Origin of the sequence: Streptomyces sp. NPDC006207 (assembly GCF_040613835.1) — a bacterium.
In the GTDB taxonomy this organism is placed as follows: domain Bacteria; phylum Actinomycetota; class Actinomycetes; order Streptomycetales; family Streptomycetaceae; genus Actinacidiphila.
Window position 1 is genome coordinate 11,522 of the sequence record NZ_JBEXSX010000054.1, and the last position, 13,182, is coordinate 24,703.

13 protein-coding genes are annotated in these 13,182 nt (G+C 73.5%); 6 read left to right on the forward strand and 7 right to left on the reverse strand.

The window, feature by feature from the left end; translation table 11 throughout:
• Window positions 1–195: 195 nt before the first annotated feature.
• Together ABZ312_RS33035 and ABZ312_RS33040 are read right to left on the reverse strand one after the other, a co-directional pair.
• Complete coding sequence (locus ABZ312_RS33035; protein WP_500323595.1) at window positions 196–915, reverse strand: FAD binding domain-containing protein; 720 nt, start codon at window positions 913–915, stop codon at window positions 196–198.
• A 193-nt stretch (window positions 916–1,108) separates the two neighbouring features.
• Window positions 1,109–1,930 (reverse strand): siderophore-interacting protein, encoded by an 822-nt coding sequence (locus tag ABZ312_RS33040; RefSeq protein WP_500323597.1) that lies wholly within the window; start codon window positions 1,928–1,930, stop codon window positions 1,109–1,111.
• Between the two features lie 78 nt (window positions 1,931–2,008).
• On the opposite strand from ABZ312_RS33040, the gene ABZ312_RS33045 reads away from it, so the two are divergent.
• The 4 genes from ABZ312_RS33045 to ABZ312_RS33060 are packed head-to-tail and all read left to right on the forward strand — an operon-like array spanning window position 2,009 to window position 6,268.
• Entirely contained in the window at window positions 2,009–2,881 is an 873-nt protein-coding gene (locus ABZ312_RS33045) for an ABC transporter ATP-binding protein (RefSeq protein WP_500439359.1), read from the forward strand.
• A complete protein-coding gene (locus ABZ312_RS33050; RefSeq protein ID WP_500439360.1) occupies window positions 2,878–3,849 on the forward strand; it encodes an iron-siderophore ABC transporter substrate-binding protein in 972 nt (323 codons plus the stop codon). The genes ABZ312_RS33045 and ABZ312_RS33050 overlap by 4 nt, the downstream gene beginning before the upstream one ends.
• Before the next feature lie 6 nt (window positions 3,850–3,855).
• The gene (locus ABZ312_RS33055) at window positions 3,856–5,922 is read left to right on the forward strand and encodes an iron ABC transporter permease (RefSeq protein WP_500323601.1); all 2,067 of its coding nucleotides are present in this window, start codon (window positions 3,856–3,858) and stop codon (window positions 5,920–5,922) included.
• Between the two features lie 16 nt (window positions 5,923–5,938).
• A complete protein-coding gene (locus tag ABZ312_RS33060) occupies window positions 5,939–6,268 on the forward strand; it encodes a maleylpyruvate isomerase N-terminal domain-containing protein (protein WP_500439361.1) in 330 nt (109 codons plus the stop codon).
• A gap of 140 nt (window positions 6,269–6,408) precedes the next feature.
• Here ABZ312_RS33060 and ABZ312_RS33065 read toward each other — a convergent pair whose 3' ends face one another.
• On the reverse strand, window positions 6,409–7,752 hold the full coding sequence (locus ABZ312_RS33065; RefSeq protein WP_500356991.1) for a lysine N(6)-hydroxylase/L-ornithine N(5)-oxygenase family protein: 1,344 nt from the start codon (window positions 7,750–7,752) through the stop codon (window positions 6,409–6,411).
• Between the two features lie 84 nt (window positions 7,753–7,836).
• On the opposite strand from ABZ312_RS33065, the gene ABZ312_RS33070 reads away from it, so the two are divergent.
• Both ABZ312_RS33070 and argB read left to right on the forward strand, forming a co-directional pair.
• Window positions 7,837–8,784: a methionyl-tRNA formyltransferase gene (locus ABZ312_RS33070; protein WP_500356992.1), complete on the forward strand. Its 948-nt coding sequence runs from the start codon at window positions 7,837–7,839 to the stop codon at window positions 8,782–8,784.
• The gene (gene argB, locus ABZ312_RS33075) at window positions 8,781–9,641 is read left to right on the forward strand and encodes an acetylglutamate kinase (RefSeq protein ID WP_500323609.1); all 861 of its coding nucleotides are present in this window, start codon (window positions 8,781–8,783) and stop codon (window positions 9,639–9,641) included. The genes ABZ312_RS33070 and argB overlap by 4 nt, the downstream gene beginning before the upstream one ends.
• 73 nt (window positions 9,642–9,714) lie before the next feature.
• On the opposite strand, the gene ABZ312_RS33080 is transcribed toward argB, so the two are convergent.
• From ABZ312_RS33080 to ABZ312_RS33095, 4 genes are all read right to left on the reverse strand, one after another.
• The gene (locus ABZ312_RS33080; protein WP_500356994.1) at window positions 9,715–10,113 is read right to left on the reverse strand and encodes a tautomerase family protein; all 399 of its coding nucleotides are present in this window, start codon (window positions 10,111–10,113) and stop codon (window positions 9,715–9,717) included.
• 104 nt (window positions 10,114–10,217) lie between these two features.
• A complete protein-coding gene (locus ABZ312_RS33085; protein WP_500323613.1) occupies window positions 10,218–11,063 on the reverse strand; it encodes an ABC transporter ATP-binding protein in 846 nt (281 codons plus the stop codon).
• 4 nt (window positions 11,064–11,067) lie between these two features.
• A complete protein-coding gene (locus ABZ312_RS33090) occupies window positions 11,068–12,129 on the reverse strand; it encodes a FecCD family ABC transporter permease (protein ID WP_500323615.1) in 1,062 nt (353 codons plus the stop codon).
• Window positions 12,130–12,131: 2 nt separating this feature from the next.
• Complete coding sequence (locus ABZ312_RS33095) at window positions 12,132–13,157, reverse strand: FecCD family ABC transporter permease (RefSeq protein ID WP_500323616.1); 1,026 nt, start codon at window positions 13,155–13,157, stop codon at window positions 12,132–12,134.
• Window positions 13,158–13,182: the final 25 nt, after the last annotated feature.

Below are 13,182 nucleotides of genomic sequence, written 5' to 3' on the forward strand. Positions count from 1 at the left end.
CGGACCATGCCGAACGACGCCCCGTGCTCTGGGTCTTCCGGCGTGTCAGCCATCTCTGCTCTCGCCTCTTCCGATCCGGTGGGAGATGGGCGAGGTCCCGCGCCAGGGTGGGCGCGGGCCCTCGCACTCATCAACAACCGGGAGCGCCGGGTCATACCCGATGCGGCGGGCGAGATCGCGGGGCCCGTGCGGGGGTCAGGAGCCGGGGAGCCGTCCGGCGAGTCCGGTGACCTGCCGGCGCACCACGTCCCACGCCGCGGGGTGGAGCGCGGCGAGGTCCGTCTCCTCCAGCGCGTGCAGGGCCGCTGCGGTGCCGCCGCCGAACGGGGCGCTACCGCCGAGCACTTCGTAGCCGTCGCGGACGGCGACGCGCAGACGGTGCCCGTCGTCGGCGGCGTGCACCGCGGCGGCGACGACGAGGGGCGGAGGCCCGCCCGCCTCGCCGGACTGCTTCTCGTACGTGCTCACCAGCGGCTCCCGCCAGCGGATGCCGAGCAGGAGGTGCTGCTTGGCCACGGCCTCGACGAGATCGGTCTCGTGGGTCCGGTCCGGCTCCAGCGTGATCGCGCGGGCGCCGAGGACGAGGGCGGCGGGCAGCAGGCAGCGCAGGGTGCTGCCGACGAGGTTGCCGCCGACGGTGGCCGTCCGCCGCACGGCACCGGTGCCCACACCGGCGGCCGCCCGTCGCAGCACCTCCGGAACCCGGTCGTCGATCCGGTTCAGCACCACCGCCGCGCCCAGCGCCTCGCGTCCGACCGTGTTGGCCTCGGGCAGATCGCGCAGCGACATGGCCTGCTCGGGGAAGCCGTCGCGCTGCCAGGTGGCCCACACGAGCGTCGCCCCGCCGACGGGCACCGCCCCCTGGGCCATGAACTCCTGTGCTTCGGGCACGGACGTGGGCAGATGCAGCAGCACGGCTGTCGACCCGCCTTCCGGGAGTCGGCGACCGGACGGCGCGCGTGCCGGTCGCATGATCGCTTGCGCTACGCATTCTCCCTGTACCTGAGGGAGCGCGTACAGGGCTCAATTGTTCCCTTTGTGCGCCCTCCGTGCGCGAAGTGCCCTGCGTGCGCGGGGCCGAGGCGGCGCTTCCGTCCCACGGCGGGGGTCAGGCGTCCTCGTGGCGTGCCTCGTGCCGCCAGAAGCCGGAGAAGGTGATGCGGTCCTTGGGGAGGCCGGCGCGGTGCAGGTGCCGGCGTCCCTTGGTGGCGAGGCTCTGCTCGCCGACGACGAAGGCGTACCCGGTGGCGTCCACCGGGGTGTGCTTGCGCAATTCGGCGAGTGCGACGGAGCCGGGGACCGCGTGCGGGTCGTCGCGCACGACCCAGGTGACGGCGATCCCGGGGGGCGCGTCGAGGTCGCGCCGGTCGTCCGGGGTGGGGATCTCCTGGATCAGTCGGCCCACGGTGCCGCGGGGGAGGGAGCGCAGGATGCCCGTGGCGGCGGGCATGCCGCTCTCGTCGGCCACGACGAGGACCTCGGAGGCGTCCTCGGGGCAGTCGAACATGACGCCCTGGTCGAGGAGCGCCAGCGCGTCCCCGGGCCGGGCGTCGCAGGCCCATATCGCGGCACGGCCCTCGAGTTCGCCGTCCGGGGCGCGGTGCACGACGAACTCGATGTCCATTTCGGCCGCTTCGGGACGGAACGCGGCGACGGTGTAGTTCGAGTAGTGCGGACGCTCGGCCGTGGGGATGGCGAGGTAGGGCTGCCACCAGCGCGCCCCGGAGAACTCGGGCAGCCGCAGGGCGTCCTGGTGGGGGAGCTGCATGAAGAGGCGGAACCAGTGGTCGTAGCCCAGCCACGGGAAGTCGGCGAGGTCCGCGCCCCTGACGGTCACGCGGTGCAGGGAGGGGGAGACCCGCTCGGTCCTGACGACCTCGGCGCGGAACATCCTGGGGTTCTGCGGCATGAGCCGCGGGGTCTTCGCCATGCAGGAAGGTTAGCCTAAGTTTACCGAAGTGAGGGGGAGGTGGTCCGGGCAGAGATTAGGTTAGGCTAACCTTCGTTTGTGAGTTCTACGGAAGACACTGCCGCGGCCTCAGGCCTGCGTGGTCACCGGCTGACGGCGTACGACGTGACCGTGTCGTACGACGGGGTCGACGTCGTCCATGACGCGGCGATCACCCTCCGGCCCGGTGAGGTGACCGCCCTGGTGGGCCCCAACGGCAGCGGCAAGTCGACGCTCCTGCGCACCGTGGCACGCCTGCAGCGGGCCCGCCGCGCCACGTTGACGATCGACGCGCACGACGGGACCGGCGCCGACGGGCTCGCCCTGACGGCACGTGAGTTCTCCCGCCGGGTGGCCCTGCTGACGCAGGGGCGCCCCACGCCGAGCGGGCTGACGGTACGGGACGTCGTGGAGTTCGGCCGCTACCCCTACCGGGGGCGCTGGGGCCGGCCCGACCCGGACGGCCCGGCCGCGGTGGACCGCGCGCTGGCGCTGACCGGAGTCGCGGACCTCGCCGCCCGGGGCGCCGAGCACCTCTCCGGCGGCCAGCTCCAGCGCGTCTGGCTCGCGAGCTGCCTCGCCCAGGAGACCGGTGTGCTCCTCCTCGACGAGCCCACGGCCTACCTCGACCTGCGCTACCAGGTCGAACTGCTGGACCTGATCCGGGACCTGGCCGACGACCACGGCATCGCCGTCGGTGTCGTCCTGCACGACCTGGACCAGGCGGCCGCCGTCGCCGACCGGATCGCCCTGCTGCGGGCGGGCCGGATCGCCGCCGACGGCAGCCCCCAGGACGTGCTGACACCGCAACGCCTCACCGACGCCTACGGGATACGGGTCGAAGTCGACACCGATCCGCTCACCGGCCTGCTGCGCACCCGCGCCGTCGGCCGCCACCACGCACGCAACGAAAGGCCCGTCACCACCCCATGAGACGCTCCATCGTCATCGCCGCCGCTGCCGCCGCACTCGCCCTCGCCGGCTGCGGCACGACCGAGCCGGCCGCGGACGGCGCCGCCAAGGACGACACCAAGGGCCTCACGCTCACCGACGCGAGCGGAGCCGAGGTCAGCCTCGACGGGCCCGCCAAGAAGGTCGTCGGCACGGAGTGGAACGTCGTCGAGTCCCTCGTGACGCTCGGGGTGGACCCGGTCGGCGTCGCCGACGTCAAGGGCTACGGCACCTGGGACACGGTCGTCCCGCTGAAGAACCAGCCCAAGGACATCGGCACCCGCGGCGAGCCCAGCATGGACACCATCGCCTCGCTCTCCCCGGACCTGATCGTCGCCACCACCGACCTCCCGGACGCCGCCGTCAAGCAGCTGAAGAAGATCGCCCCGGTCCTCGAGGTGCGTTCCGCCGACGCCGCCGACCCGGTCGGGCGGATGAAGGAGAACCTCGACCTCATCGCCGAGGCGACCGGCACCACCGCCAAGGCCGACGAGGCGAAGAAGGCCTACGACGCCAAGGTCGCCGAGGGGAGGAAGGCCCTCGCCGACGCGGGTCTGGCCGGCACGCGGATCGCGTTCGCTGACGGCTACGTCGCCTCCAACCAGATCTCCGTCCGCCCCTACACCGCCGGTTCCCTGATCGGTGGCGTCAACACGGCGCTCGGCCTGGAGAACGCCTGGAAGATCGAGGGCGACAAGGACTACGGCCTGGCCGCCACCGACGTCGAGGGCCTCACGGGCCTCGGTGACGTGCAGTTCGCCTACATCGGCAGCGACAGCGAGGGCAGCGACCCGTTCGCCGACGACCTCGCCGGGAACTCCGTGTGGAAGTCCCTGCCGTTCGTGAAGAAGGGCGAGGTGCACCGGCTGCCCGACGGCATCTGGATGTTCGGCGGCCCGCAGTCGATGGAGTCGTACGTCGACGCCGTCGTCGGCGCCCTGACGAAGTAGCGCGCCGTGGCCGGCACCGCAACGACCCCCGCCACCCGTCCGCACGCGGTCGGCTCCCGGACGGGAGCGGCCGCGGTGACGGCCGCGCTCGTGCTCCTGGTCGCCGTCCTCGCGGTCGTCGACATCACCCAGGGCACCGCGGCCGTCGGCCCTGCCGAGGTCTGGAAGGCCCTGACGGGCGGGGCCGGTCCCGGCGACGCGTCCGTCGTGATCGCCTCGCGCCTGCCCCGCATGACCGCCGGCCTGCTGGTCGGCGCCGCCCTCGGGACCGCCGGCGCGGCCCTTCAGTCCGTCAGCCGCAACGTGCTCGCCGCGCCCGACACCCTCGCCGTGAACGCCGGTTCGTACCTGGCCCTCGGCATCCTCATGGTCACCGGGACGTCCCTGCCGCTGCTGGCCTCCTCCGGCGTGGCCTTCGCCGGCGGGCTCGCGGCAGCCGCCGTCGTCCTGTCGCTGTCGGGGCTGGGCGCCGGGACCGTGCGCCTCGTCCTGGCCGGCAGCGCGCTCACCCTCGGCCTGACCTCCGTCACCGAGGGGCTGATCCTGCTCTTCCCGCAGCAGACCAACGGCCTCTACCAGTGGAGCCAGGGCAGCATCAGCCAGAACGGCTTCGACGGTGTGGTGCAGATGGCGCCGGTCGCCGTGGCCGGTGTCGCCGGACTGCTGCTGGTGGCCCGGCGCGTCGACGCCCTGGCGCTCGGCGACGACGCCGCCCGCGGCCTCGGCGTCCCCGTGCGCGGCACGCGGATCACCGTCGTGGTGTGCGCGTCGCTGCTGTCCGCCGCGGCGGTGACCCTCGCCGGGCCCATCGGCTTCGTCGGCCTGTGCGCGCCGGTCCTCGTACGGCCGCTGGCGCTGCGTCACCGGCCGCTGGTGCGCACGCGCCTCGGCCTGCCCGTCATGGGCCTGACCGGCGCGGGCCTGGTGCTCGGCGCGGACGTCCTGCTGCGCGCGGTGGTGCCGGAGCAGACCGCCGTGGCGGTGCCCACCGGCGTCGTCACGAGCCTGGTCGGCGCGGTGTTCCTGGTCGTCATGGCGCTGCGGGCCCAGGACTCGGCAGGGGCGGGCGCGCCGGACCGGATGCGCATCCCGGGCCGTGTGACGTTCCTGGCGACCCTGGCCCTCCTCGTCGCCCTCCTCGTGGGGGTGGCCGTCGCCGGAGTGCTGCTGGGCGACACCAAGCTGCTCCTGGGCGACGTGGCGAACTGGGCGCAGGGCAGGGCCGGTCAGGCCGTCTCCTTCGTTCTGGACACCCGTGTCCCGCGGGTGCTCGCGGCACTCCTGGCGGGGGCGGCGCTCGCCCTGTCCGGCACGCTGGTGCAGGCCGTCACCCGCAACCCGCTGGCGGAGCCCGGCATCCTCGGCGTCTCGGGCGGCGCCGCGCTCGGCGCGGTGCTGTTCGTCACGACGGTCCCGGTCGCCGGGGCGTGGAGCGTGGCGGGAGCCGCGTTCGCCGGCGCCGCGGTGAGCGCGGTCCTCGTGTTCGGGCTCGCGGCGCGGGGCGGCTTCCGGCAGACCCGGCTGGTCCTCGTCGGCGTCGGCGTGTCCGCGGCCGCATCGGCCCTGATCAGCCTGCTGATCGTGCTCACCGACCCCTTCAACGCGACGAAGGCGCTCACCTGGCTGTCCGGCTCCACCTACGGGCGGACCGTGCCCGACACACTGCCCGTGGCGGCGGCCCTCGTCCTGGGCCTGGCGGTGGCGGTGGCACGGCGCACCGAACTCGACCTGCTGTCGGTCGACGACGACACCCCAGCCCTGCTGGGGCTGCGCCGCGGCCCGGCCCGGCTCGGGTTCCTCGTGACGAGCGTGCTGCTCACCGCCACCGCCGTGGCCGCCGCGGGCACCATCGGCTTCGCCGGGCTGGTCGCCCCGCACGCCGCCCGGGCCCTGGTGGGCCGCCGGCACGTACGGGTCGTACCGGTCGCGGTGCTCCTGGGAGCCTCGCTCGTCTGCGCCGCGGACCTCCTCGGGCGGACGGTGATCGCCCCGGCCCAACTCGGCGCGGGCTTGATGACCGCCGTCATCGGCACGCCGTACTTCCTGCACCTGCTGCTGCGCACCCGGCGCTAGGCGCAAGTGGGCCCCCATGGTTGCCGCAGGGCCTGCCGACGCTCCCCCGGGCACGTCCAAGTGGGCCTCCCAGGCCGTGCCTGGGGAGCGTCAGGCCCTGCTGGACTGGTGGGTGCCGTCGGCGCGGCAACTACTGGACGCGCTGTGGGAGTCCGGCCCGGGGCGCGCCTGCTGGAGCTGGTGGGGTACGTCGCAGTGGCCGCAGACCTCCGGAGCCGCCGCCCGGCACCAGCTTCACGAGAGCGCGGTGCACACCTACGGCGCACAGATCGCCGCGGGCGCCCCGCAGCCGCTGCCGGGGAGCACCCGGACGCAGCCTACGCCTCCCTGGGGGCACGGCCGGTGAGCTGGTCCTGGCCCCGTACGGCCGTGTTCCGGCGGACTCCCTGGAGGTCGGCGGTGACCGCCGGAGGCGTAGCACCTGGGCCCGAAGCCGAGCGGACGCCTTTGGGGGCCGCCGGACGACCGGCGGCCCCCGAAGGCGTCTCAGGCGCGGGCCGTGACCGCCGCGGCCGGCTCGTCCTGACGGGCGACGAGCGAGGCGACGATCTCGCCGGCCCGGATCGCGGTGGTGGACAGCAGGGTGGAGGTGAGCCCGTGCGTGTGCTCGGTGCCGCCCTGCACGTAGATGCCCGCCCGCACCTCGGGGGCGACCTCGACGCGGTGGTCGCGGCCGACGCGGAGGGCGTCGCCGTCGTCGCGCAGGCAGATCTTGGCGGACTCCCCGAGGAGCGTGCCGACGTCCTGCGAGCGGTACCCGGTGGCGTGCACGAGGACGTCCGCCTCCAGGACGTGCCGCTCGCCGGTCGGCAGGAACTCCACCGTCACGTCGAGGCCGTCGTCCGCGGCGCTCACCTCGCGGATGCGGGAGACGTTGAGGAAGCGCAGCCGTTCGCGGCCCTGCACCTTCTCGCGGTAGGAGGTCGCGTACAGGGCCTCGATGAGGTCCATGTCGACCACCGAGTAGTTGGTGCTGCGGTGGTAGTCGACGAGGGACTGCTTCACCTCGGACGGGGAGCCGAAGTAGAGGTCCACCGCCTCCGGGTCGAAGATCCGGTTGGCGAAGGGGCTGTCGTCGGCGGGCGTGTAGCCGTACTTGGCGAACACCGCGCAGATCTCCGCGTCGGGGAAGGTGCGGTGCAGGAAGTCGACCGCCTCGGCCGCGCTCTGGCCGGCGCCGAGGACGACGGCCCGGCGCACCGGGGTGCCCGTCGCGGTGAGCTCGGCGACCCTGGGCAGCAGCTGGCTGTTGTGCCACACGCGGTCCGACAGCTCGGTGCCCGGCGGCAGGTGCGGCTCGAGCCCGACGGCCACGCTGATGTTGCGGGCCCGGTGGGTGACCGTCCGCGCGGGGTCCTCGGGGTCCCGGCACGTCACGTCGAGGTGGTCGACCTCGCCGTCGGCGTCGCGGACCGGTGTGACCGACAGCACTTCGCAGGAGTAGTCGACGACGCCGGCGACGCGGGCGGCGGCCCACTCGAAGTAGTCGTGGAACTCCACACGGAGCGGGAAGAGCGTCTTCTGGTTGAGGAAGTCGACCAGCCGGCCCTGTTCGCGCAGGTAGCACAGGAAGCTGAAGTCGCTGGTCGGGTTGCGCATGGTGACCAGGTCCTTCAGGAACGAGACCTGCATCGTCGCGTCGTCGATCAGCATGCCGCGGTGCCACCCGAAACGGGGCTGCCGCTCCAGGAAGCGGGCGTTGATCCGCCGGGAGGCGGGGACTTGTGCGTTGTGCTCCTCGATGGCTATCGCCAGAGCCAGATTTGACGGACCGAAACCGATTCCCAGGATGTCGTGGATCGTGTCCGGCTCGTTGAGCGGTGCTGTCACCGTTGCATCGCCTCCCTATGCGCGCCACATACTAGATAAGGTAAGCCTAACCTTGCAATAATCACTGAAGGAGAGGCAGAGCCCATGCGGGTCGTCATGTTCGGTTACCAGACCTGGGGACACCGGACGCTGCAGGCCCTGCTGGAGTCGGATCACGAGGTCGTCCTCGTCGTGACCCACCCCAGGAGCGAGCACGCGTACGAGAAGATCTGGGACGATTCGGTGGCGGAACTCGCCGAGAAGCACGGCGTGCCGGTGCTGCTGCGCAACCGCCCCGACGACGCCGAACTGCTGGAGGCCGTCCGCTCCGCGGCACCCGACATCATCGTCGCCAACAACTGGCGCACCTGGCTGCCGCCGGAGATCTTCGACCTCCCGCCGCACGGCACCCTCAACGTGCACGACTCCCTGCTCCCCGCCTACGCGGGTTTCTCCCCGATCATCTGGGCGCTGATCAACGGCGAGGAGCACGTCGGCGTCACCGCCCACCGCATGGACGGCGAACTGGACGCCGGCGACATCCTCCTGCAGCGTTCGGAGCCCGTCGGCCCGCACGACACCGCGACCGACCTCTTCCACCGCACCTGCGACCTGATCGCACCCCTCGTGCGCGAGTCCCTGGACCTGATCGCCTCCGGCCGCGCCGAGTGGACGCCCCAGGAGCGCTCCCGCGCCAGCTTCTTCCACAAGCGCTCCGTCGAGGACAGCCGCATCGACTGGAACTGGCCGGCCGAGGACCTGGAACGCCTGGTGCGGGCGCAGTCCGACCCCTACCCCAACGCCTTCACCTACCACCGCGGCGAACGCATCAGGATCGTCTCCGCCGCCGTCTCGCAGGCCCGGTACGGCGGCACGCCCGGCCGCATCTTCATCCGCGAGGGCGACGGGGTCGTCATCGTCGCCGGCGCGGACGCCCGCGGCGGTCACCGCAAGGGACTGCTGGTGCGCACGGTCCGCACGGACGACGGCACCGAGTACGCGGCCGGCGACTGGTTCCGCACCATGGGCGGCTACCTGACCGCGCGTCCGTGACGACGGCCCTGGCCGGCCCCGGGCCGCTGCCCGCCCTGCGCGCGCTCGGGGGCCGCACCGTCGTCGTGAAGGTGGGCGGCAACGCCATGGGCGACGGCTCCCTGCTGCGCACCTTCGCGCAGGACGTCGTCCGCATCCGGGAGGCCGGGGTGCGGGTCGCCGTGGTGCACGGCGGCGGCCCGCAGATCAGCGCCCAGCTCGACCTGATCGGCATCGAGGCCCGCTTCGTCGGCGGGCTGCGGGTCACCACCCCCGAGGTCCTGGACGTCGCGCGGATGGTCCTGGCCGGCAAGGTCCAACGGGACCTGGTGGGGCTCCTCAACGAGCACGGCCCTTACGCCGTGGGGCTCACCGGCGAGGACGCGCACACGCTGACCGCGGTGCGCCGCTACGCCGAGGTCGACGGCGAGATCGTCGACATCGGCCTCGTCGGCGAGGTGACGGAGGTCAACACGGCCGCCGTGGACGTGCTGCTGGAGCACGGCCACATCCCCGTCGTCTCCTCGCTCGGCCGGGGCACGGACGGCCAGATCTACAACGTCAACGCGGACGCGGCGGCCGGGGCCCTGGCCGCCGCGCTCGACGCCGAGGCACTGGTCGTCCTCACCGACGTGCCCGGGCTGTACGCCGACTGGCCGCGCCGCGGACGGGTCCTGGACCGGCTCACCGCCGCCGAACTGGAGGCGATGCTCCCGGCGCTGGGGGGCGGCATGGTGCCGAAGATGGAGAGCTGCCTGCGGGCCGTCCGGGCGGGCGTCCGCACGGCCCGTGTGCTGGACGGCCGCGCCCCGCACGCCCTGCTGCGCGCGCTGTCCGTCGGGCCGGGCGGCGCCGGCACGACCGTCCTGCCCGGCTAGGCGAGGTGTGCCGTGGTGGCCGGGCCGCGGTTGCCCGCGCCCGTCCGCCCCGGCGACCGAAGCCGGCAGCAGGTCAGTCGGTTCCTGCGAGCCAGTCGCCCTCGTCTCCCGGTTCGGGCAGGATGCGGCCCCCCTCGGCGGCGAACCGGGCGGGGCTGTCCTTGACGATCACGAGGACGTGCGACTCCGGGACGCCGGTCACTCTGCTGCCGGCGGCCGAGATGTCCTTGGCCGGCTGTGTCTTCTCCGTGTCCGCGTGGCCCGCCCGTGTGGTCGCCTCGATCAGCAGGGGACGTGAGGGAACCGAATCCGTGAACACGCTGCCGTCGGGCAGTTCGGCGAACGTCACGTGCACGAAGGAGGTGGGCGCCCCGGTGATCGACGCGTGGAGACGCGTGAACTCCGCCGCCAACCCGGCCTTCTGCTGCGCCGAGACCGTGTTCTGGGTGGTGACCACGTGGTAGACGGGCATGGCCGGCTCCGATCAGCCGTGCGAACCCCGTACCAACACCGTGGGCCGCCGCCGTGCGGGCCGCAGGTCGACGGTGTCCGGCTCCCCGATCTCCGCCCGCCGGGTCACTCGGCGGCGACGGGGACCGCCTCGTGGTGGCGGCCCATGGGGATCACCAGCGGGGTGCCGCTCACCGGGTCGGTGGTGACCTGGCAGCGCAGGTCGAAGACGTCCTCGACGGTCCCGGCGGTGATCACCTCGGCCGGTGTGCCCTCGGCGGCGATCCGCCCCGACTTCATCGCGATGACGTGGTCGGCGTAGCGGCAGGCCTGGTTGAGGTCGTGCAGGACCATCACCACCGTGCGGTTCTCGCGGCGGTTGAGGTCGGTGACGAGGTCCAGGACGTCGATCTGGTGGGCCAGGTCCAGGTAGGTGGTCGGCTCGTCCAGCAGGAGGACGGGGGTGCCCTGGGCGACGGCCATGGCGATCCAGGCCCGCTGGCGCTGGCCGCCGGACAGCTCGTCCACGGCCCGGTTCGCGAGCTCGGTCATGCCCGTCGCCGCCAGCGCCTCGTGGACCGCCAGCTCGTCGGCCTTGGACCACTGCCGCCACCACGTCTGGTGCGGCGAACGGCCCCGGCTGACCAGGTCGATGACGGTCAGCCCCTCCGGGGCCACCGGGGTCTGCGGCAGGATGCCCAGCCGCTGGGCGAGTTCCCTGGTCGGCACCGACCGCAGGGCGCGGCCGTCGAGTTCGACGACGCCCTGACGGGGCGCGAGCAGCCGTGCCAGGGCGCGCAGGAGGGTGGACTTGCCGCAGGCGTTGGCGCCGACGATGGCGGTGATGCGGCCGGAGGGTACGACGAGGTCGAGGTCCTCGACCACCAGCCGGTCGTCGTACGCCAGGTGCAGCCCGCGTGCCCGCAGGTCGGGGCCCGCGGCGGCGGTGGGGGCGGGGTCGGTGGTCGCCATGGGTTCAGCCTCCTGAGCCCGCGCGGTTGGCGCGGATGAGCAGCCAGAGCAGGACCGGCGCGCCGATGACGCCGGTGACGATCCCGACCGGGAGTTCCGTGCCGGGGATCGCTTCGCGCGCGATGAGGTCGGACCCCAGGACGACCAGCGCGCCGGTCAGTCCCGAGGCGGCCGGCGGTGGCCACGCCGTGCCGGCCATCCGCTGGGCGATCTGCGGGGCGGCCAGCGCCACGAAGGCGACCGGTCCGGCCGCGGCCGTGCCGAAGGCGATCAGCCCGACGCCGATGAGCAGCAGGGCCAGCCGCACCGGCTGCACCGGCGTGCCGAGGCCGGCCGCCACGTCGTCGCCCAGTTGCAGGGTCCGCATCCAGCGCCCCATGCCGAGCGCGAGCGGCACGAGGACGGCCATGGCGACCGCGAGCTGCGTGACCTGGTCCCAGGTGCGGCCGTTGAGGTTGCCCACCAGCCAGCCGAGGGCGGCCTGCGCCTCGAACCGCTCGCCGCGCGCGACCAGGTAGTCCGTGGCGCTGGTGCACATCCAGGACACGCCGATGCCGACCAGGATGATGCGGTAGCCGGTGGCACCGCCCTTCCACGCCAGCGCGTACACCAGCAGCGCCGTGACCAGCGCTCCGAGCAGGCCGAAGCCCTGGGTGCCCAGGCCGCCGTCCCAGCCGAGCACGATGCCCGCGACCACGGCGGTCCCCGCGCCCTCGGTCAGCCCGATCATGTCGGGGCTGGCCAGCGGGTTGCGGGTCATGGTCTGGTACAGCGCGCCGGAGATGCCGAACGCGATGCCGACGAGTAGTCCCGCGAGCGCGCGCGGCAGCCGCAACTCCCGTACGACCAGCACCGTTCCGGGGTCGCCGGCGCCGGTGAGGGCCTTGACCACGTCGGCGAACCCGATGGGGTAGTCCCCGAGGGACACGCCCCAGCAGAAGAGCAGGAACACCGCGACGGCCAGGGCGGCGCACACGGCGACCAGCCGCGGCCGGAGCACGCCGGAGACCGGTGGGGCCGCCAGGCGGAAGGGCCGGCGGCCGCGGAGGGGGGCGAGGGCGGTCATGCTCAGACCTCCGCGAGTTTGCGCCGGCGGACGAGGGCGACGAAGAACGGGCCGCCGATGAAGGCGACGAGCACTCCGGCCTGGACCTCGGTGGGCCGTGCGACGACCCGGCCGAGGATGTCCGCGGTGAGCAGCAGGCACGGGGCGAGCACCGCCGAAAGCGGCAGCAGCCAGCGGTGGTCGGGGCCGATGCCCGCGTGCTGGGCCAGCACCCGGGCGACGTGCGGTACGACCAGGCCGAGGAAGACCACCGGGCCGATCACGGCGACCGACGCGCCCGTGAGAAGCATCACCGCGACGACCCCCTGCAGGCGTACGAGGCCGAGCCGGCGTCCGAGGGAGGCGGCCACGTCGTCGCCCAGGGCCAGGCTGTTGAGCGCGGGGGCGGCGGCGAGCGCGAGCACCGCCCCGACCGCCAGGAACGGCAGGATGCTCCGGACGACGGTGCCGTCCTGGTCGGCGAGGGTGCCCGCGGACCAGAAGCGGTAGCGGTCCAGGGCGTCGGGATCGGTGAGGACGATCGCGTTGGTCAGCGAGAACAGCAGGAAGGTGACGGCGACTCCGGCCAGCGCCAGTTTCACCGGCGTCGCGCCCGAACGGCCCGTCCGGCCCAGCAGGAAGACCAGCACGCTGGTGCCGAGCGCGCCGGCGAAGGCGAACCAGATCGTGCCGTACAGCGAGCCGAGCCCGAACAGGGCGATGGCGACGACGATCCCGAAGGACGCGCCCGCGCTGACCCCCAGGATGCCGGGGTCGGCGAGCGGGTTGCGGGTCAAGGCCTGCATGAGCGCGCCGGACAGCCCCAAGGCGGCGCCCGCGGTGAGGCCGAGGACGGTGCGCGGTACGCGGACGGTCCAGACGATGTTGTCCACGAGATGGCTGGAGGGGTGGCCGAAAAGCGCCCGGACGACCTGGTCCGGGGGGATGTCGACGGCACCCAGCCCGATCGACAGCACGCACAGTCCGGCCAGGGCGACGACCGGCAACACGACGAGCAGGGCGGGGCGCAGGTGTCCGCGCGCGGTCACCGGCCTGGCTCCACGGCCAGCATCC

Excerpts from the sequence above, each read along its gene's own strand:
- ABZ312_RS33060 (WP_500439361.1), top strand. The coding sequence starts at position 5,939 with ATGGTTGCCGCAGGGCCTGCCGACGCTCCCCCGGGCACGTCCAAGTGG.
- ABZ312_RS33090 (WP_500323615.1), bottom strand. The coding sequence starts at position 12,129 with ATGACCGCCCTCGCCCCCCTCCGCGGCCGCCGGCCCTTCCGCCTGGCG.
- ABZ312_RS33040 (WP_500323597.1), bottom strand. The coding sequence starts at position 1,930 with ATGGCGAAGACCCCGCGGCTCATGCCGCAGAACCCCAGGATGTTCCGC.
- ABZ312_RS33070 (WP_500356992.1), top strand. The coding sequence starts at position 7,837 with ATGCGGGTCGTCATGTTCGGTTACCAGACCTGGGGACACCGGACGCTG.
- ABZ312_RS33050 (WP_500439360.1), top strand. The coding sequence starts at position 2,878 with ATGAGACGCTCCATCGTCATCGCCGCCGCTGCCGCCGCACTCGCCCTC.
- ABZ312_RS33080 (WP_500356994.1), bottom strand. The coding sequence starts at position 10,113 with ATGCCCGTCTACCACGTGGTCACCACCCAGAACACGGTCTCGGCGCAG.
- ABZ312_RS33085 (WP_500323613.1), bottom strand. The coding sequence starts at position 11,063 with ATGGCGACCACCGACCCCGCCCCCACCGCCGCCGCGGGCCCCGACCTG.